At 67.3% G+C, this 18,418-nt stretch carries 16 protein-coding genes; 7 read left to right on the top strand and 9 right to left on the bottom strand.

Annotated elements, in window-relative coordinates; genetic code table 11:
- Positions 1-32 precede the first annotated feature (32 nt).
- On the top strand, positions 33-626 hold the full coding sequence (locus LPB142_RS09070; RefSeq protein ID WP_068766827.1) for a hypothetical protein: 594 nt from the start codon (positions 33-35) through the stop codon (positions 624-626).
- 3 nt (positions 627-629) lie between these two features.
- Here the strand turns inward: LPB142_RS09070 and LPB142_RS09065 are convergent, their stop codons facing one another.
- Positions 630-2,918 carry an ATP-binding response regulator gene (locus LPB142_RS09065; RefSeq protein ID WP_071166178.1) on the bottom strand — a complete coding sequence of 763 codons (2,289 nt, stop codon included), beginning with the start codon at positions 2,916-2,918 and terminating at the stop codon, positions 630-632.
- Between the two features lie 171 nt (positions 2,919-3,089).
- Entirely contained in the window at positions 3,090-4,265 is a 1,176-nt protein-coding gene (locus LPB142_RS09060) for an RsmB/NOP family class I SAM-dependent RNA methyltransferase (RefSeq protein WP_071166177.1), read from the bottom strand.
- A 307-nt stretch (positions 4,266-4,572) separates the two neighbouring features.
- On the opposite strand from LPB142_RS09060, the gene LPB142_RS09055 reads away from it, so the two are divergent.
- Both LPB142_RS09055 and LPB142_RS09050 read left to right on the top strand, forming a co-directional pair.
- Positions 4,573-4,974 (top strand): TadE/TadG family type IV pilus assembly protein, encoded by a 402-nt coding sequence (locus LPB142_RS09055; RefSeq protein WP_071166176.1) that lies wholly within the window; start codon positions 4,573-4,575, stop codon positions 4,972-4,974.
- Between the two features lie 3 nt (positions 4,975-4,977).
- Positions 4,978-6,324 carry a pilus assembly protein TadG-related protein gene (locus tag LPB142_RS09050; RefSeq protein ID WP_083392646.1) on the top strand — a complete coding sequence of 449 codons (1,347 nt, stop codon included), beginning with the start codon at positions 4,978-4,980 and terminating at the stop codon, positions 6,322-6,324.
- A gap of 102 nt (positions 6,325-6,426) precedes the next feature.
- Here the strand turns inward: LPB142_RS09050 and LPB142_RS09045 are convergent, their stop codons facing one another.
- The 7 genes from LPB142_RS09045 to LPB142_RS09015 all read right to left on the bottom strand — a co-directional run bounded on the left by LPB142_RS09045 (position 6,427) and on the right by LPB142_RS09015 (position 14,906).
- Positions 6,427-8,085 carry a cation acetate symporter gene (locus LPB142_RS09045; RefSeq protein WP_198037819.1) on the bottom strand — a complete coding sequence of 553 codons (1,659 nt, stop codon included), beginning with the start codon at positions 8,083-8,085 and terminating at the stop codon, positions 6,427-6,429.
- 7 nt (positions 8,086-8,092) lie between these two features.
- Positions 8,093-8,392, bottom strand: a complete 300-nt coding sequence (locus LPB142_RS09040; RefSeq protein ID WP_071166174.1) for a DUF485 domain-containing protein — start codon at positions 8,390-8,392, stop codon at positions 8,093-8,095.
- Positions 8,393-8,693: 301 nt separating this feature from the next.
- The gene (locus LPB142_RS09035; protein WP_071167198.1) at positions 8,694-9,869 is read right to left on the bottom strand and encodes an anaerobic sulfatase maturase; all 1,176 of its coding nucleotides are present in this window, start codon (positions 9,867-9,869) and stop codon (positions 8,694-8,696) included.
- Positions 9,862-11,241: a sulfatase-like hydrolase/transferase gene (locus LPB142_RS09030; protein WP_071166173.1), complete on the bottom strand. Its 1,380-nt coding sequence runs from the start codon at positions 11,239-11,241 to the stop codon at positions 9,862-9,864. The genes LPB142_RS09035 and LPB142_RS09030 overlap by 8 nt, the downstream gene beginning before the upstream one ends.
- Before the next feature lie 137 nt (positions 11,242-11,378).
- Positions 11,379-12,830 carry an IMP dehydrogenase gene (gene guaB / locus LPB142_RS09025; protein ID WP_068766820.1) on the bottom strand — a complete coding sequence of 484 codons (1,452 nt, stop codon included), beginning with the start codon at positions 12,828-12,830 and terminating at the stop codon, positions 11,379-11,381.
- A gap of 68 nt (positions 12,831-12,898) precedes the next feature.
- Positions 12,899-13,864 carry a TDT family transporter gene (locus LPB142_RS09020; RefSeq protein WP_071166172.1) on the bottom strand — a complete coding sequence of 322 codons (966 nt, stop codon included), beginning with the start codon at positions 13,862-13,864 and terminating at the stop codon, positions 12,899-12,901.
- A 145-nt stretch (positions 13,865-14,009) separates the two neighbouring features.
- Entirely contained in the window at positions 14,010-14,906 is an 897-nt protein-coding gene (locus tag LPB142_RS09015; RefSeq protein ID WP_071166171.1) for a GNAT family N-acetyltransferase, read from the bottom strand.
- 82 nt (positions 14,907-14,988) lie between these two features.
- On the opposite strand from LPB142_RS09015, the gene LPB142_RS19050 reads away from it, so the two are divergent.
- The 4 genes from LPB142_RS19050 (at position 14,989) to LPB142_RS09000 (ending at position 18,361) form a co-directional block, all read left to right on the top strand.
- A complete protein-coding gene (locus tag LPB142_RS19050) occupies positions 14,989-15,135 on the top strand; it encodes a hypothetical protein (protein ID WP_156506885.1) in 147 nt (48 codons plus the stop codon).
- A gap of 145 nt (positions 15,136-15,280) precedes the next feature.
- On the top strand, positions 15,281-16,405 hold the full coding sequence (locus tag LPB142_RS09010) for an OmpP1/FadL family transporter (RefSeq protein WP_071166170.1): 1,125 nt from the start codon (positions 15,281-15,283) through the stop codon (positions 16,403-16,405).
- A 126-nt stretch (positions 16,406-16,531) separates the two neighbouring features.
- The gene (locus LPB142_RS09005) at positions 16,532-17,386 is read left to right on the top strand and encodes an ATPase (RefSeq protein WP_068766816.1); all 855 of its coding nucleotides are present in this window, start codon (positions 16,532-16,534) and stop codon (positions 17,384-17,386) included.
- Positions 17,387-17,440: 54 nt separating this feature from the next.
- The gene (locus tag LPB142_RS09000; protein ID WP_068766815.1) at positions 17,441-18,361 is read left to right on the top strand and encodes a homoserine O-succinyltransferase; all 921 of its coding nucleotides are present in this window, start codon (positions 17,441-17,443) and stop codon (positions 18,359-18,361) included.
- The last annotated feature ends 57 nt before the right edge of the window (positions 18,362-18,418 follow it).

Genomic DNA, 18,418 nt, shown 5'->3' with positions numbered 1-18,418 from the left:
AAGGAGAGGAAAACAATGCAGGGCGAGGAAAAATGCTGATTTTCTGGGAGCAGCGGCTGGTGTTTCTGGCAACGCCGAAGGCGGGTTCGACCGCGGTCGAGGCCGCGCTCGAGCCGCTTGCCTCGGTGACGATGCAGCGCCCCGTCGAGCTCAAACATATGAGCGCGCAGGATTTTCAGCACCATATCGCACCTTACCTTACGGCGCGCACCGGCGAGCGGTTCACCACCGTTGCGCTGATGCGCGAGCCGATCGGCTGGTTGCGGTCGTGGTATCGCTTCCGTCAGCGCGATGTCTTCGATGACCCGAGCCACGCGATGGCCGGGCGCAGTTTCGAGCAATTCGCGCAAGATTACATGGCGCCCGCGAGCCCGGCCCATGCCGATATCGGCAGCCAACGCGCGATTCTCACCGATGCCGAGGGGCGGCCTGCGGTCGATCGGATCTTCCGCTATGAGGCGATCGACCAGTTCGTGCATTTTCTCGAGGATCGGCTCGATTGCGCGATCACCCTGCCCCGCGTCAACGTGCCGCCGGCCGCGGATGTGAAGCTCTCCCCGGCGACGACCGCCGCGCTCGAGGCCCATATGTCCGACGATCTCGCGCTCTATCGCAGCCTTGCCTGAGGCTCAGCCGAGCTGGTTTTGCACCGTCGCGGTGAGTTCGCTCAGCGAGAAGGGTTTGGGCAGGAAGATCGAGTTCGGCACCGGCGGGCGACCGTCGCGGAACACATCCTCGGCATAGCCCGAGACGAAGACGACCGCGGTATCGGGGCGCGTCTTCAGCGCGATCGAGACCCAGGTCGGGCCATCCATGCCGGGCATGATCACATCGGTGACGAAGACATCGACCTTCAGGTTCTGATCGGCCAGCAGCTCGAGCGCCTCTTCGGCATTTTCCGCCTCGAAGACGGTATAGCCGCGCAGCTTGAGCGCGCGCGAGGCGAAGGCGCGCACCGGCGCCTCATCCTCGACGAGCAGGATCGTCGCGGTGGCGGGCTCGGCGACGAGATCGGCGGTCGGCGCGGGGCGCTCGGCCTCGGCCTCGGGTTCGGCGATCTGGTCATGGGCGGGCAGATAGATGGTAAAACAGGTGCCCGAGCCGATCACCGAGTCACAGAAGATATAGCCGCCGGTCTGTTTGACGATGCCATAGGCGGTGGAGAGGCCAAGCCCCGTGCCCTCGCCGGTGCGCTTGGTCGTGTAGAAGGGCTCGAAGATCTTGGTGAGCTTGTCGGGCGCGATGCCGGTGCCTTCGTCGGTGACCTTGACCACGACATAATCGCCGCGCGGCACCGCGGCGCGGTCGCGTTTGAGGTCTTCGGTGAGGCTGACATTGGTGGTGTCGATGCGGATCTCGCCGCCGCCGGGCATGGCGTCGCGGGCGTTCACCACGAGGTTCATGATCACCTGTTCGAGCTGGCGTTTGTCGGCGCGGATCGGGCGCAGCTCGGGGTCATGCGAGAGCGTCAGGATCACCTTTTCGCCGACCAGCCGGTTGAGCAGATGGGTGAGGTCGGAGAGCGTGTCGCGCAGGTCGATGATCCGCGGCTTCAACGTCTGTTTGCGCGAGAAGGCGAGCAGCTGGCCGACCAGCGAGGCGGCGCGGTTGGCGTTCTGGCTGATCTGGTCGAGATCGGCATAATCCGGGTCGCCCTTGTCATGGCGCAGCATCAACAGATCGCAATGCCCCGAGATCGCGGTCAGCAAGTTGTTGAAATCATGGGCAACCCCGCCGGCGAGCTGGCCGATCGCCTGCATCTTCTGGCTCTGGACGAATTGTGCCTCGAGCGTCTTGAGCTGGGTCGCGTCGGAGAGCACCGCGACGAGGCTCGGCAGCCCGTCCTCGACCACCCGGCTCAGCGTGACCTGCAAGAACACCTCGCGGTCGCCGCGGCGGGCGCGCAGCACCTCGGGGCGGCGGTCGGCGCGGCCGGTGAGCGCATCGGCGACCCAATCCTCGACCGGGCGGCCAAGGCCTTCGAGCAGATCGCCAAGCCGCGCCTCGGGCGGGATCTCGCCCATCAGCGCGCGCGCGGCGCGGTTGACGGCGGTGACGCGCCCGTCGGCCATCAGGCGCATCAGCGCGACCGGCAGCGCCTCGAAGGAGGCCGGGTCGCGCGCCGATTGGCGGCCGGTGGCGAGCGGCAGCAGGTAGATCTCGTCGCGCCCGCCCGGCCCCTCGATCTCCGCCACGGTGCAGCGCAGGCTGCCCTCGGGGGTGGCGATTTCATGTTCATCGCCCGAGCGCAGCGGCAGTTCGGTGAAGATCCGGTCGAGGGTGCGCACCCGCTCCCCCACGATCCGCCGCGCGGCCTCGTTCATGAACAGGATCGTGCCGGATTTCGAGGCGGTGAGCATCGGCAGGCTGATCGTCTCGGCGCCGCGCCCGCCGGTGGGGCGTTCGGCCATGTCCTCGAGCCGCCACAGAAAGCCGTCGCGCCCGACCTGATGGACCGAGAGCCGCACATGGCCGCGCCGGGTGACCAGATCCTCGCGCGCCGCGCCAAGCGCCGCGGCCTTGCTTTGCAGCCGGGTGAGCACCGCGCCGGGGTTGGCAAACATCTCGCCGAGCGCGCGGGTCAGCGTCTGGCCGCCGCGCGCGCCGAAGCGGTCGAAGGCGGCGCGGTTCTGAAAGCCGATCTCGCCATCGACATCGGTGGTGAAGGAGGGCGCCGCATCATGGGCGATGAATTCCGCGATCTGCTCATGCAGGCGCCCGCGCGCGAGCGTCTCGCGCGCCCGCGCCGCGCGCACGAGCCCCGCCAGCACCACGAAACTGCCCGCCACCGAGAGCAGCACGATCGTCATCACCTGATTGTCGACCAGGAAGGCCGCGCCCCCGACCATCACCCCGAAGAGCGCCAGATAGAGCGCCCCCGGAGCCAAGGATGCGGCAACGCGGTTGAGTGGCAGCATGGGCGGATCGGTATGCGCCACGGATCGGGTCCTCTCAGAATCGGTTCCTTGCATTGGGCGCGAAAACACTTAATGCCTGTTTAATCGCATCAAAACACAACCAAGAATTGTGTCAACCAAAGCCGTGATTTTGCGCGAAAAAGCTCAGGCGGGCGGATCAGGCGGGGCGGCTCAGGCGGGGCGGCGGAGCTGGGCGCAATAAAACCCGTCGGCGCCCTCGAGCGGGCTGAGCGCGCGGCGCGCCACCACCGGCCAGCCGGTCTCTTGCGCGATCCAGTCGGCCTGCGCGTCATTCTCGGCGCGCAGGAGCGAACAGGTCATATAGGCCAGCGTGCCGCCCGGCGCGACAAGCGCCACCGCGGCCGTGAGGATCTCGCGTTGCAGCGCGGTGAGCTCGGCCAGCCGCGCCGGCGTCAGGCGCCATTTCGCCTCGGGCGTGCGCCGCCAGGTGCCCGAGCCCGAACAGGGCGCGTCGACCACCACCAGATCATAGGGCCCGCCGGGCTGGCCGGGGCGCAGCACCTTGATCCGCGCGCCCGCCCGCGCCGCGCGCTCGGGCAGATCGCGCATCCGGCCCGCATCGATGTCATGGGCGGAGATCTGCGCCGCGGGCGCGCGCGCGGCGAGCGCGAGCGCCTTGCCGCCGCCGCCGGCGCAATAATCGAGCACCCGCGCCCCGGGCGCGAGCGGCAGCGTCTCGGCCACCGCCTGCGAGGCCGCGTCCTGCAACTCGACCAGCCCGTCGCGATAGGCCGCACAGCCCGCGATCTTGCGCGCCCCCGCCCTCACCTCGAGCGCCGAGCCCGCGAGCGCCACCGGCACCGCCTCGATCCCCTCCGCGGCAAGCGCCGCGATCGCCGCGGTGCGCGAGATTTGCGCGAGATTGACCCGCAAGAACACCGGCGCGCGGGCGCGCATCTGCGCGAGCACGGCCGCCGCCGCCGCCGCGCCGAGGCTGTCCTCGAGCGGCGCGAGGAGCCACGCGGGCCAATCGGCGCGCGCGAGCGCCTCGGCCGGGGGCGCGGGCGCGGCGAGCGCGGCGACCTCGGCCTCGGTCAGCGGCGCGGGGGCATGGCGCGCCCCGTCAAAAAGCGCCGCCGGATCCTCGCCGCGCGCGCGCAGGGCGCCCAGCATCAGCGCCCGCCCCCCCGCGCCGCCACCAAGCGCCGCGAAACTGCCCCGGCAGCGCAGCGCGTCATAAACCAGATCGCGGATCGCCGCGCGATCGCCCGAGCCCGCGAAGCGATGCGCGCGCGCCCAATTGGTCAGCACCTGTTCGGCGGGCGCCCCGGCTTGGGTGAAATCGAGGATTTCGATGGCGGCCTGAAGGCGAGCGGCTGGGGTCATGGGCACTCCTTTGCCCCTCCCTAGCGCCGCCCCCCGCGCCGGTCGAGAGATTCGCGCCCTTCCGCCGGGGAAAGCCCGCCCCGCCGCGCCGCGCGCCCCGGGGGCCGGCCTGCCCCGCTTTGGCCACACGGGCGCCACAGTGCCGCACCGAGATCTTAACCCGGGGTAAAAATTCCGGGGGGATAAACAGCATTTTAAGCACAAACCCAGTCTTCTTCCCCGATCGCGCCAGAGTCTCGCCACATCTTGCCACACTTCTATCTCTTGCGCCCCTGCGAGCGCGCCCTGCAACCCTGACGAGGATCCGATGCCTGTCGCCCGCCCCTTCCGTGCCTTCCTGCGTCGCGACGATGGCTCCGCGACGATCGAGGCCGTGCTGTGGCTGCCGGTCTTCGTCTATATCCTCGCGCTCAGCGTCGATGCCTCGATGGCCTTCTTCACCCATTCGCGGGTGCTCGGCGTCGTGCAGGATATCAACCGCTCCTTCGCGCTCGGCCGGATCGAGACCGCGGCGGCGGCGCAGACGGCGCTCCTCGATCGGCTCGCGCCGAGCTACGGCAGCGAGGTGCAGGTGACGACCACCCTCACCGACGGGGTGATCGACACCACCGTGACGGTGCCGATGTCGAAGGTTCTGGTGCTCGGCGTGCTGCCCGGTTGGGCGATCAGCGCGATCTCGGTGCAGGCCTTCCAATACAAGGAGATCTGAGCGATGCTTTCGGCTCTCAAGGCGCCTCTCGCCGCCCAGCCCGCCCCTCTCGCCCCTCTCGCCGCGCCGCTGGCCCGCTTTGCCGGGGAGGAGCGTGGCTCGATGACGGTGCTGTCGATCTTCTGGCTGTGCATCCTGTGCGCGCTTGGCGGGATCAGCCTCGACATGGCCCATGCCTATCGCGCGCGCACCGTCTTGCAACGCACCGCCGACAGCGTGGCGCTCGGCGGGCTCTATCAGCGCTCGCTGGCCTCGCAGGAGGAGGCGCGCAGCAAGGCGCTCACACTCGCCGCGCTCAACCTCGGCGCCACCAATGCGGGCGCGGTCACCGCGGGCGATATCGCCTTCGGCACCTGGGATGAGGAGAGCCGGACCTTCACCGAAGACCCGAATGCGCGCACCGCGCTGCGGGTGCAGGCCGCGCATCTGGCCGCGCGCAACACCGAGCTGCCGACCTTCCTGCTGCGCATCATCGGGCAGAACTCGTGGGATGTGGCGGCCGAGGCGGTGGCCGAGACCTATCAGCCGACCTGCCTACGCGAGGGGTTCATCGCCGAGGGCACGCTCGATCTGCAATCGAACAACCTGTTCACCAACGGCTTTTGCATGCATTCGAACACCGCGATCTCGATCAACCAGAACAACACCTTCGAGAGCGGCACGATCGTGTCGATGCCGAGCACCGATCTGCTCGACGCGCCGGCATCGGCCTTTGACAAGAACGAGGGCCTCGAGGAGGCGCTGCGCGAGAGCTTCTACAATATCCGCATCCTCGACCGGATCGAGCCGATCCTGACCGCGCTCGCCTCCGCCGATACCGAGGTGCTGCCCGATTACGTCACCGACAGCACGATCAAGACGATCTCGGGCAAATCCGCCGATACCTCGGCCTTCCTGCCCGGCCATATCTATCGCATCACCTGCACGGGCGGCAAATTCACCATCTCGGGCGGCACGATGAGCCAGGTCGCGGTGATCACCTCCTGCCCGGTGACCTTCGGCAAGGGCGTGGCGCTCGAGGATGTGCTCTTCGGCACCACCTCGACGGATGCGCAATCGATCTATGCGCCCTCCGGGCTGCGGCTGGGACGGGCGGATGGCTGCGCCGAGGGCGGGGGCGCGCAGATCGTGACGATGGGCGGGGTCAAGGTCGCCTCCGGGCTCGAGCTGCATGGCGCGCAGATCCTCGCGATGGGCGATGTGAATTTCGAGGCCAATGCCGACGGGATCGAGGGCGCCTCGATCATCTCGGCGGGCAATATCGACGGCACCTCGAACGCCACCGCGGGCTATTGCGGCGCGGGGATGGAGGATAATTTCGAGCTCGATTACTTCCGGCTGGTGAAGTAACCCGCCGCCCCGGCCCCGGCCCCGGTCAGGACGCGCGCGCAGGGAGGAACGCAAAAGGCCCCGGTTTCCCGGGGCCTTTCGATGTCTCTCGGGCGATCAGGCTCAGTGCGAGACCGCACCCGCCGCGCCAAGGCCGGTTTCCGAGCGCACGAATTGCGCGTCATAGCCCGCCTTGTCGATCTCGGCGCGTTTCGACTTGTCGGTGATCGAGAAGAACCAGATCCCGAAGAACGAGGCCGACATCGAGAACAGCGCATATTGCGACCAGGGGAAGATCGGCTTTTCATTGCCGAGCACATCCACCCAGACCGCCGGGCCGAGCACCACGAGCACCACCGAGACGATCAGCCCGAGCAGGCCGCCGATGAAGGCGCCGCGGGTGGTGGTGCCCTTCCAGAAGATCGACAGCGCCAGCACCGGGAAGTTCACCGAAGCCGCGAGGCCGAAGGCGAGACCCACCATGAAGGCGATGTTCTGGTTCTCGAAGGCGAGGCCGAGCACGATCGCCAGCACGCCAAGCACCAGCGTCGCGATCCGCGAGACGGCCATTTCCGACTTGTCCGAGGCTTTGCCCTTCTTGATCACCGAGGCGTAGAGGTCATGGGCCACCGCCGAGGCGCCCGAGAGCGCGAGCCCCGAGACCACCGCGAGGATCGTGGCGAAGGCCACCGCCGAGATGAAGCCGAGGAACAGGTTGCCGCCGACCGCTTTGGCGAGATGGATCGCCGCCATGTTGCCGCCGCCGATCACCGCGCCATCGGCGCCGAGGAACTCGGGGTTCTTGCCGACCAGCGTGATCGCCAGCAGGCCGATCGTCACGGTCAGAACGAAGAAGTAGGAGATGAAGCCGGTCGCGAAGAACACCGATTTGCGGGCTTCCTTGGCGTCGGGGACGGTGAAGAAGCGCATCAGGATATGCGGCAGGCCGGCCGGGCCGAACATCAGCGCGAGCGCGAGCGAGATGCCCGAGATCGGATCGGTGACGAGCTTGGTCGGGAACAGGATCTCGGTGCCCTTGGCGTGGTTTTCGAGCGCCGCGTTCATCACGTTCTCCGGCGAGAAGCCGAAGTGCGCAAGGCCGAGGAGCACCAGAATGGTCGCGCCCGAGAGCAGCAGGACCGCCTTGACGATCTGCACCCAGGTGGTGGCGAGCATGCCGCCGAAGGTCACATAAAGCACCATCAGCACGCCCACGAGCAGCACCGCATAGCCGTAATCAAGCCCGAAGAGGAGCTGGATCAGCTTGCCGGCGCCCACCATCTGCGCGATCAGGTAGAACACCACCACGGTCAGCGCGCCAAAGGCCGAGAGCGTGCGGATCCGGGTCTGTTCGAGACGGAACGACGAGATGTCGGCGAAGGTGAACTTGCCGAGGTTGCGCAGCCGTTCGGCGATCATGAACAGGATGATCGGCCAGCCGACGGTGAAGCCCACGGTATAGACGATGCCGTCGACGCCCTTGGCGAAGACCATGCCCGAAAGGCCCAGGAAGGCCGCGGCCGACATGTAGTCGCCCGCGATCGCGAGGCCGTTCTGGAAGCCGGTGATGCCACCGCCCGCGGTGTAGAAATCCGAGGTCGATTTGGTGCGCGTCGCGGCCCAGGCGGTCAGGCCCAGCGTGGCGATCACGAAGAACATGAACATCCCGATCGCGGTCCAGTTGGTCGCGGCCTTCTGGACCTCGCCCTGGATCGCTTCGCCGGCCGCAAAGGCCGGGGCGGCGGCGAGGATGAGCGCCGCGCTCGTCAGAATACGTTTCATCATCGCCTCAGTTCCGCAGGGTTTCTTTCAACAGCGCATCGAATTCGCCATTGGCGCGCCGGGTGTAGATCCCGGTCACCAGGAACGAGAAACCGAGCACGAAAAAGCCGCAGATCAGCCCGTAGGACCAGATCGTGAGCCCGAGAAACGGCTTGGCGAAGAACGTCGGCGCGAAGATCGCCATGACGTTATATGCGCCGAACACCAGCAAAGTGAGCGCCGTCAGCGTGAAGGAAAACCGGTTGCGACGGGCAACCAGTTCCTTGAACCGCGGATTGGCGAGGATCTTTTCTTGAACGGGGTCCATACCTACCTCCTCGTAAAGCATTGCGCCGGGGATATATCGGCCATGACTTGCGAGAAAGAGTCGTGAGGGGCGGCGCGCAATAATATTTCGCACAAAAAGCTTGCAGCGGCCGAATCCGATTCGGAATGTTGCAAAGCCTTTTCTGGTGTTAATGCTGCTTTGCAGAATAGCAAAGTTGTTGCCCGAAAATTGTGCAAAAACAACGGATTTCCCGAGTTTACGCCGCGGCGCAGAGAATGCGACGATTCGGCACGGGCGGAAATCTGCCGATTGGTCTTAGACGGCTTTGCCCGAAAATTGCTCAGATCCGCGCCGCCAGCGCCGCGAGCCGTTCGCCCGCGTGGCGGAAGAACATCATGTAGCTTTCGCAGAAGTAATTATGCCCCGCCTCGCCGTCGCGGGCGCGCGCGATGCGGTGTTTGGGGCAGCCGCCGTGGCAGGCGAACCGATAGGCGCAGGCGCGGCATTGGGCGGTGAGCGCGTCGCGCTTGGCCGCGCCGAACTGCGCCGCGCGCGCCGAGCCGGCGAGCGCGCCGATCGGCGCGCGGGCGATATTGCCCAGCCGGAACTCGGGGTAGACGTAATGGTCGCAGGCGTAGAGATCGCCATTGTGCTCGAGCGCGAGCCCGGTGCCGCAAGTTTCGGCAAAGACGCACAGCGCCGAGGGCAGCCCGCGCCAGAGCCCGACCTGCACATCGAAGAACTGCACGAAGACCCGCCCGACATCTTGCCGATACCAGATGTCGAAGGTCTCGCACAGGAACTTGCCATAGGCGCGCGGGCTGACGCTCCACTCGGTCACCGCAAGGCCCGGGTCGGCGTCGATCTCGGGGGCGCGGGCGAGCCCGCCGGCGGGCGCGCGCCGCTCGACGATCGGGATGAATTGCAGATGCGTGGTGCCCAGATCGCGCAGGTAGCGGTAGAGCTCCTTGCCCTTGCCGACATTGGCCCGGTGCAGCGTGCACAGGATGTTGAACTCGACCCCGGCCGCGCGCAGATGCGCAAGCCCCGCCATCACCGCCTCATGGGTGCCCCGCCCCGCCCGGTCGCGCCGGTAGCGGTCATGGAGCGCGCGCGGCCCGTCGATGCTGACGCCAAGGAGGAAGTTTTCCTGCGCGAGAAACGCGGCCCAGTCGGCGTCGATCAGCATCGCGTTGGTTTGCAAACTGTTGCTCACCCGCAGCCCGGGCGGCGCGAGGGCGCGCTGCAGCTCCACCGCGCGGCGGAAAAAACCAAGCCCCGCGAGCGTCGGCTCGCCGCCCTGCCAGGCGAAGGCGACCTCGCCCTGCCCCGCCGCCACCGCCGCCCCGATCAGCTCGCGCGTATAGGTCTCGAGCATGGCCTCGGACATGCGAAAGCGCTTCTCCTCGGGGTAAAGCGCTTCCTTTTCAAGGTAATAGCAATAGCTGCAATCAATATTGCAGCGCGGGCCCATCGGCTTTGTCATCACCGAGAAGACCGGCGCGGGCTCAGCCATGTTCGGGCTCATCCGCGCCATCATCGGAGCCCGGCTCGGAGAACGTATAGCCGTTTTGCCCGGCCCAGGCCTCGAGCGCGGCGCGCATCGGGCCGAAGGCCGCATCCCCCGCACCCAGATCGCGCAGCTGCCAGGGGTCTTCCTCGACATCGAAGAGCTGGAAGCTGCCGTCGGCATAGCGGATGATCCGGTAGCGCCCCTTTCGGATCGTGATCGAGCGTTTGTAGAAGGAGGGCACCACGCGTTCGGGCGCGCGCGCGCCGAAAAGCATCGGGCGCAGCGAGAGCGCCTGTTCCTCCGGGCTCATCTCGATGCCGAGCAGGTCGAGGATCGTCGGGCCGAGGCTGATCAGCGCGACCGGATCGGTGATCTCGCGCGGCGTCGGGTTGTCCGGGTCGAAGATGATCAGCGGCACGTTGAGCGATTGTTCCCAAAGCGTGGTCTTGCGGAACAGGTTGCGGTTGCCGAGGTGGAAGCCATGGTCGGCAAAGACCAGGATCAGCGTGTTGCGCGCATGGGCCGAGCGCGCCAGCGCGCCGAGCACCCGGCCGAGGTGATAATCGCCGTGGCTATAGGCCGAGAAATAGTTGCGCACGCTCTTGCGCCAGTGATCCTCGTCGCGGAAGGCCTCGTTTTCGGGGATATGGCGGCGGATGTACTCGGTCTCGGCGAGATAGCCCGCCCAATCGGCCGGGCGGCGGAAGGCCTCGACGTCATACATCTCCTTGAAGCGCGCGGGGGTGATATGGGGCGCATGCGGGCTGAAAAGGCCCAGCTCGCGAAAGAACGGCGCCTCGCCCTCATAGCTTTGCAGGAAATCGATCGCGCTGTCGGCCGATTGGCGGTCGAAGTAGAAATCCTCGTGCTCGCCATCGCGGGTGGCGCGCCCGTCGCGGTGGCCGCCGAAGGAGAGCGAGCCCTTGCGGATCTCGCGCGGCAGCCGCAGATCGACCGAGAAGGCCTTGCGCGCATCGCTGTAAAGGGCGCGGTGATAGGGGCGCGCGAGGGTCGGCGAATGGTGGATCTTGCCGCCCGAGGAGGTGTAATAGCCCGCCGCCTTGATCCGCGAGATCCAGAACCGCTCGGTGCCGACGCGCTCGAAGATATTGAGCGAATTGTCGAGCACGCCGGTTTCATGCGGCCAGGTGGTGGTCATCGCGCTCGCCCGCGAGGGGCCGCAGATCGGCGCCTGGGCATAGGTGGCCTTGAAGGCGGTGGCGCCGGTGCAGAGCTTGTCGAGATTGGGCACCCGCAGCGGCGTGCCGAAGGCGGTCTTGTAGCGCCAGGGCGCCACCGCATCGTCGAAGCTGACGAGCAGCAGGTTCTTGCGGCGCGGGGCTGCGTCCTGGGGCGGGGCCTTGGGCTGTTCCACGGGGTCTCCTCGGGCGGGCGCCCCCTGTTTGGCCGATCGCGCGGGCCATTGCAAGGGCGGCCCCCGCGCCGGGCTGCGGCGAAAGGAAACGGCGCGCGAGGTCCCCCCCGCGCGCCGCTTTCGATCTCAAAAGCCGCTCAGCCGACCCGGTAGTTCGGGCTTTCGCGGGTGATCTGCACATCGTGGACGTGGCTTTCCTTCAGCCCCGCGCCGGTGATCCGCACGAACTGGCAGTTCTTGCGCATTTCGGCCACGGTGGCGTTGCCGGTGTAGCCCATCGAGGCGCGCAAGCCGCCGACCATCTGATGCAGCACCGCCGCGACCTGGCCCTTGTAGGGCACCTGGCCTTCGATCCCCTCGGGGACGAGCTTGTCGGAGGCCGCGTCCTTCTGGAAGTAGCGGTCGGCCGAGCCGCGCGCCATCGCGCCGAGCGAGCCCATGCCGCGGTAGCTCTTGAACGAGCGGCCCTGATAGAGGATCACCTCGCCCGGGCTCTCATCGGTGCCCGCGATCATCGAGCCGACCATCGCGACCGAGGCCCCGGCCGCGATCGCCTTCGAGAAATCGCCCGAGAACTTGATCCCGCCATCGGCGATCACCGGCACATCGCCCGCCGCGCCCGCGCAATCCATGATCGCGGTGAGCTGCGGCACGCCGACGCCCGCCACCATCCGCGTGGTGCAGATCGAGCCCGGGCCGATGCCGACCTTGACCGCATCGGCGCCCGCCTCGATCAGCGCTTTCGTCGCCGCCGCCGTGGCGACGTTGCCCGCGATCACCTGCACCTTGTCGCCAAAGGTCGCTTTCGCCCGCGCCACCGCCTCGATCACGCCCGCCGAATGGCCATGCGCGGTGTCGATCACGATGATGTCGACGCCCGCATCGACGAGCGCCTCGGAGCGCGCAAAGCCCGCGTCGCCCACGCCCGTCGCCGCCGCAACCCGCAGCCGGCCGAGCTCATCCTTGCAGGCCGAGGGGTTGAGCACCGCCATTTCGGTGTCCTTGAGCGTCAAAAGCCCGGTCAGGTGCCCCTGCGCATCGGTGACCAAGAGCTTCTCGATCCGGCGCGCTTTCATCAGCGAGATCGCCTCGTCGCGGTCGGCCGGCTCGCGCAGGATCGCGAGATTGTCCGAGGTCATCACCGCCGAAACCGGCGTGTCATCGGCGGTGGCAAAGCGCATGTCGCGGTTGGTGACGATGCCGACCACGCGGCGCTCGGCATCGACCACCGGGAAGCCGGTGAAATTGTATTGCGCCGAGAGCGCGCGGGCGTCGGCGATCGTCTGATCGGCGGTGAGCGTGACCGGGTTGTAGACGATGCCGCTCTCGAACCGCTTGACGCGGCGGACCTCGGCGGCCTGGGCGGCCACGTCGAGGTTCTTGTGGATCACGCCGATCCCGCCCGCCTGCGCCATGGCGATCGCCATGCGCGCCTCGGTCACGGTATCCATCGCCGAGGACATCAGCGGGATGTTGAGGCGGATCTTGCGGGTGACGAAGGTCGAGGTTTCGGCGGTCGAGGGCAGCACGCTGCTCGCGGCGGGAACCAACAGGACGTCGTCGAAGGTGAGGGCCTCACGAATCTGCATCGGGTGCTCCTTGGCAGGGGACGTTTGGCACGCCCCTGTTTCACGGACCCGCGCCGGATGCAAGCCCTTTACGCGATCGCGGCGTTGGATTTGACGGCGAGCTGGCCGTTGGCCCAGAGTTTGAAGATCCGAAACGCGATCGGCAGGATCAGCACCGTCGCGCCCACCAGCATCACCGCCCCCGGCAGCCGCCAGAACCCGCCCATCAAGAGCCAGAAATTCGCCGTGGCGGCGAGCGGGAAGGTGAAGGCGCCCCAGAACGGGGTGAACCCGCCCGCCAGCAGCCAGCGGATCCGCAGCCCGAAGAGCACGACGAGCATCAGCGCGCCGATCGCGAAGACCTGCGCGATGCCCTGCGCGCCGAGGCTTTGCGCGGCCGAGCCGAGCAGCGCCACCGGCGCCAGATGGATCGCGAGGAAGGGGCGCAGCGGCGCGGGCACGCTTTCGCGCGAGAATTGTTGCAGCGAGGCCGTCCAGATCCCCACCGCGGCGAAGAGCGAGACCCAGAAGAGCCCGATCGCGAGGTTGAAAAGGCCCAGCACGAGCGCGGAATTCGCCGCGACGATCCAGCCGGTGAACATCAGATGCCAGACCGGGCTGACGCGGCGCTGCTCGGCCGGGCCATGGGCAAAGCCCCAGATCACCGCGCCGGTGAGCGCCAGATGCATCACGATGCCCGCGAGCAGGATCGGGCGCGCCTGTTCGGGCGAGAGCGGCGCGAAGACCGCGGCGAGCAGATAGACCGAGAGCACCAGCGTCGCGAGCCCCGCGCGGCCGGGCAGGATCTTGAGATCCTCGAGCACGACCGCGGGGCGGCGCATGAATTTCACCGCATAGGTCAGCAGCGCAAAGAGCGCAAACAGCGTCACCGCGCCCAGAAGCATGTCGGCAAGCCCCGGCGGCAGGGCGAATTCCCCCATCCCGCGGCGCCAGCCGAGCGCCAGCCCCAAAAGCCCCAGAGTCGGCGGGAACACCGCCGGCGGGGTGCGCCGCCACAAGCCTTTCGGCGTGGGGGAAGGTGCCTTGAATGCCATGCGCAAAGTCCTGTTTCGTCAAACGCCCCCGGATTAACCGTGACGCGGGCTCCCGGCAAGCGTCTTGCCGGAGAAGAGCGGCAAATTCCGGGAGAGATTGTGGCGCGGCCCGGGCGAAGCGGCGCGCCGCGCGCGCCACGCAGGCTCAGGGCAGCACCAGCGCGCTCGCCCCGAGGCTTTGCGCGACCGCCCCGGTGCCGAGCTTGAAGCGCATCAGCCCCGCCCCGGCCTCGGAATTGATATCGCCCAGATCGAGTCGGCGCACCCCCGCCCGGCGCAGCCGCAGCCCCGCCTGCCACAAGAGCAGATTATGCGCGCCCCGCGCCCGCCCCTCCTCGCCCGACCAGCCGATCTGATAGCTCGCGCCGCGGCCGTGGCGCAAGAACACCCCGCCCGCGATCTTCTCGCCCGCCTCCGAGAGCACCGCGAGCGCCAGAACCCCGCCCGGGCGCGCGATCTCCCAGGCGCGGATGAACTCCCCCGGCAGCGCCTTGTAGCCGCGCGCGGCGCGCTGATCGGCCTCGGCGCGGATCAGCCAGCCGGGCTCGGGCTCGGGCACAAGGCGCAGCCCCGCGCGCTCGGCCGCGGCCAGACGGTTGCGCCATTTCGCCTCGAGGCCTGCGCGCAGATGCGCCTCCTCCGGGCCGAGCGACCAGATCGCCTGATGGCGCGCGGTGACGAGCGGGATCAGCCCAAAGCCCGCCACCGGCTCCTCCGGCGTGACGAGGGTGACGCCCGGCAGCGCGCGCGCCACCGCCCGCAGCGCCGCGCGGCGCAGATCGGGCGCGAGCCCGGGCGCGAACACCGGCCCGCGGCTGATCAGCCACAGCCCGCGCCGCCCGATCGCCTGCGCCAGCCCGATCCGCTCGGTGCCCTGCCGGATCTCGAGCCGCCGCACCCGCCGCCCCGCGCCCGCCGCAATCACCCCATAGGCCCAGTCCTGTTGCAACGCGCCCCCCCCCGCGCCCGGCACCAGGGCCTCGCCCGCCAGCTCCCAGCCGGCGCTATCACAGGGGCTATCGAAGACATCGAGGGTTTTCATGACCCCGTTAAGCCAGAATTTACCTAACAGCAGTTTAATGGCCGCAAGAAATTTACGAAGGCCAGAAGTCATGGAGGCCAGAATGGCTCGAAAACCCGCCGCGACGCGCCGCGCGCCCGCCCCCCTGCCCGCCCCGCGCTACACGCCCTGGGCCGCGACGCTCGTCGCGCTGACGCTGTGCCTTTTGTGGCTCGCCGCGCTCGGCGTCTTCGGGCTTGCCTCAAATTGAACCGATCAGTCGTGTTGACGAAGACACAAGCCGCAGCGCAGCATGGCCGGGCGACGTAGCGTCAGGCCGCAGCCCAGATTGATTCACGTTTTCGTCATGTTAGGGTCGGTCAATCACAAATCTAACACGTAGGGATGAGGATCAAATGGGACGTGTTGCAATGATGGCCGGTGTGCTGGCCATGGGGGCATCTGCAGCTTCCGCCGGGGGGATCGAGCGCTCGACGCAGCCGATCGGCATTCTGTTCGAAGAGGGCGCGAATTATGTCGAGCTGTCCTATGGGCGCGTGCGCCCGTCGGTGGACGGCACGGGCGTGTTCACCGGCATCGGCACCGGCGGCGTCGCCGGCAACCACTACCTGCCGGGGATCGCGATCAAGCACGAGTTCAACGACAAGCTCTCGGGCGCCTTCATTTACGACCACTTCTACGGCGCGGATATCGAATATCCCGCGACCGGGGCGCCGGAGCTTGCGGGCACCTACGCCAATGTGCAGTCGGAAGGCTATACCGCGCTTCTGCGTTACAAGTTCAACGAGAATTTCTCCGCCCATGGCGGGGTGCGCTTCTCCAACGCTTCGGCGGCGGTGGGCCTGAGCGGGCTCGGCTATGGCGCGATCTCGGGCTACAAATCGGCCCTCGGCAACAGCTGGGGCACCGGCTATGTGATCGGCGCGGCCTATGAAAAGCCGGAAATCGCGCTGCGTGTCGCGCTGACCTATCAATCGAAGGTCAAGCACAGCTTCGACACGATCGAAACCGCGCCGGTCTTTGCGCTCGTCGGCCTGCCGGCCTCGGTGCTCTCGACCACCGATGTGAACACCCCCGAGGCGCTCAACCTCGACTTCCAGACCGGCATCGCGCCGAACTGGCTGGCCTTCGGCTCGATCCGCTGGGTGCACTGGAAACAGTTCAAGATCGATCCGGTCGCGCTGAACACGATCACCGGCTCGGGCCTCGTCGACCTCGAGAATTCGACCACCTACACGCTCGGCGTCGGCCACAAGTTCAACGACACCTGGTCGGGCTCGGTCTTCGCGACCTGGGAAAATGTCGGCGGCGACAAGAATGTCTCGCCGCTCTTGCCGACCGATGGCTACAAGGGCATCGGCGTCGCGGCGATCTACAAGCGTGACAACATGAAGGTCACCGCCGGCGTGCGCTATCTCAAGCTCGGCGATGCCAGCGCCGCGACCGCGGGCGCCGCGCGCGCGAATTTCAACGACAACTACGCCGTTGCCGCCGGGATCAAGGTGGGTTTCACCTTCTGAGCCCCCGCCGGACCAAGCCTTTGCAAAGCCCCGCCCGGTTCGGCGGGGCTTTCGCATCTCCGGGCAAAACCCGCGTGACGGCGCGCGCCGGGCGCGGTAGAACCCGGCCGAGGCAAGAGGTGAGCGATGATCTATCAGACCCGCGCGGAATGGCTCGCGGCGAGCCAGAAAAAGGTGCTGTTCTTCGGCATGTCGGGTCTGGGCAAGACCTATCTCTCGGCGATGCTGCGCGGCGCGGGGTGGTTCCACTACTCGGTCGATTACCGGATCGGCACGCGCTACATGGGCGAGTATATCGCCGACAATTTCAAGCGCGAGGCGATGAAAGTGCCGTTCCTGCGCGAGTTGCTGCTTTCGGATTCAGTCTTCATCGCGTCGAACATCACCTTCGACAATCTCGCGCCGCTCTCGACATATCTCGGTAAACCCGGCTCCGAGGCGAAGGGGGGCCTGCCCTTCGAGGAATACATGCGCCGCCAGAACCAGCACCGAGCGGCCGAGAAATCGGCGCTGCTCGACACGGTGCATTTCGTCTCCCGCGCCCGCGAGATTTACGGGATCGGCAATTTCGTCTGCGACTCGGGCGGTTCGATCTGCGAGGTGGTGGACCCGGAGGACCGCGCCGATCCGATCCTGCGCGCGCTCTCCGACAACCTGCTGATGATCTGGATCGAGGGCTCGGAGGCCCATACCGAGGAGCTCGTGCGCCGCTTCGACCGCGCGCCGAAGCCGATGTATTACCAGCCGCAATTTCTCGAGCGCAAATGGGTCGAATACCGGGTCGAGCGCGGCCTGAAGGAGGAGGAGGTCAACCCCGATGATTTCGTCCGCTGGACCTACGCCCAGGCGCTCGACCACCGCCAGCCGCGCTACGCGGCGATGGCGCGCAACTGGGGCGTGAAGCTGCGCGCCGAGGATGTGGCCCTTGTCCGCGACGTCAAAGACCTTACATCGCTGATCGCGGCCGCCCTGCCCGGCTGACCCCGCGCGCCGACCTGTTGACCTTATTCCGGCCAGAGAGCCCCGGAGACCATCATGCCGATCACCCTGCCCGAAACGCTCCCCGCCTTCGAGATCCTCTCGCGCGAGGGGGTCATGGTGATGACGCCCGAACGCGCCGCCCGTCAGGAGATCCGGCCGCTTCGGATCGGGCTTCTCAACCTGATGCCGAAGAAGATCCAGACCGAGAACCAGTTCGCCCGGCTGATCGGCGCGACGCCGATCCAGATCGATTTCCAGCTGATCCGGATGACCGAGCATCAGACGAAGAATACCGCCGCCGAACATATGGAGACCTTCTACCGCCCCTTCGCCGAGGTCGAGGCCTCGGGCGAGAAATTCGACGGGCTGATCGTGACCGGCGCGCCGATCGAGAAGATCCCCTTCGAGGAGGTCACCTATTGGGAGGAGCTGACGCGGATCTTCGACTGGACGCAAAGCCATGTGTTCTCGACCTTCGGCGTGTGCTGGGGCGGCATGGCGATGGCCTATCATTTCCACGGGATCCAGAAACACCCGCTCGATCACAAAGCCTTCGGCTGCTTCCGCCACCGCAATCTCGCGCCCGCCTCGCCCTATCTGCGCGGGTTCTCCGATGATGTTCTGGTGCCGGTGAGCCGCTGGACCGAGATGCATCAGGACGAAATCGCCGCCGCCGGGCTGAAGACCCTGATCGCCTCCGATGAGACCGGGCCCTGCCTCGTCGAGGATCCGGGCCACCGCGCGCTCTATATCTTCAACCATTTCGAATATGACAGCGGCACGCTGAAGGAAGAATACGACCGCGATGTGGCCGCGGGCAAGGCGATCAACGTGCCGAAGAACTACTACCCCGAGGATGATCCGGCCCGGGTGCCGACCAACCGCTGGCGCAGCCACGCGCATCTGCTCTACGGCAACTGGATCAACCAGATCTATCAGGACACGCCCTACGATCTGGCCGACATCGGCGCCTGATCCAGAGGTCGAGGGGGCGCTGCCCCCGCCCGTTCCGGGCCCCCCGGGATATTTTTG

The organism is Rhodobacter xanthinilyticus, from assembly GCF_001856665.1.
In the GTDB taxonomy this organism is placed as follows: domain Bacteria; phylum Pseudomonadota; class Alphaproteobacteria; order Rhodobacterales; family Rhodobacteraceae; genus Rhodobacter; species Rhodobacter xanthinilyticus.
Note: the sequence above shows the minus strand (reverse complement) of the source record. Positions and strands in the feature narration are given on the sequence as shown.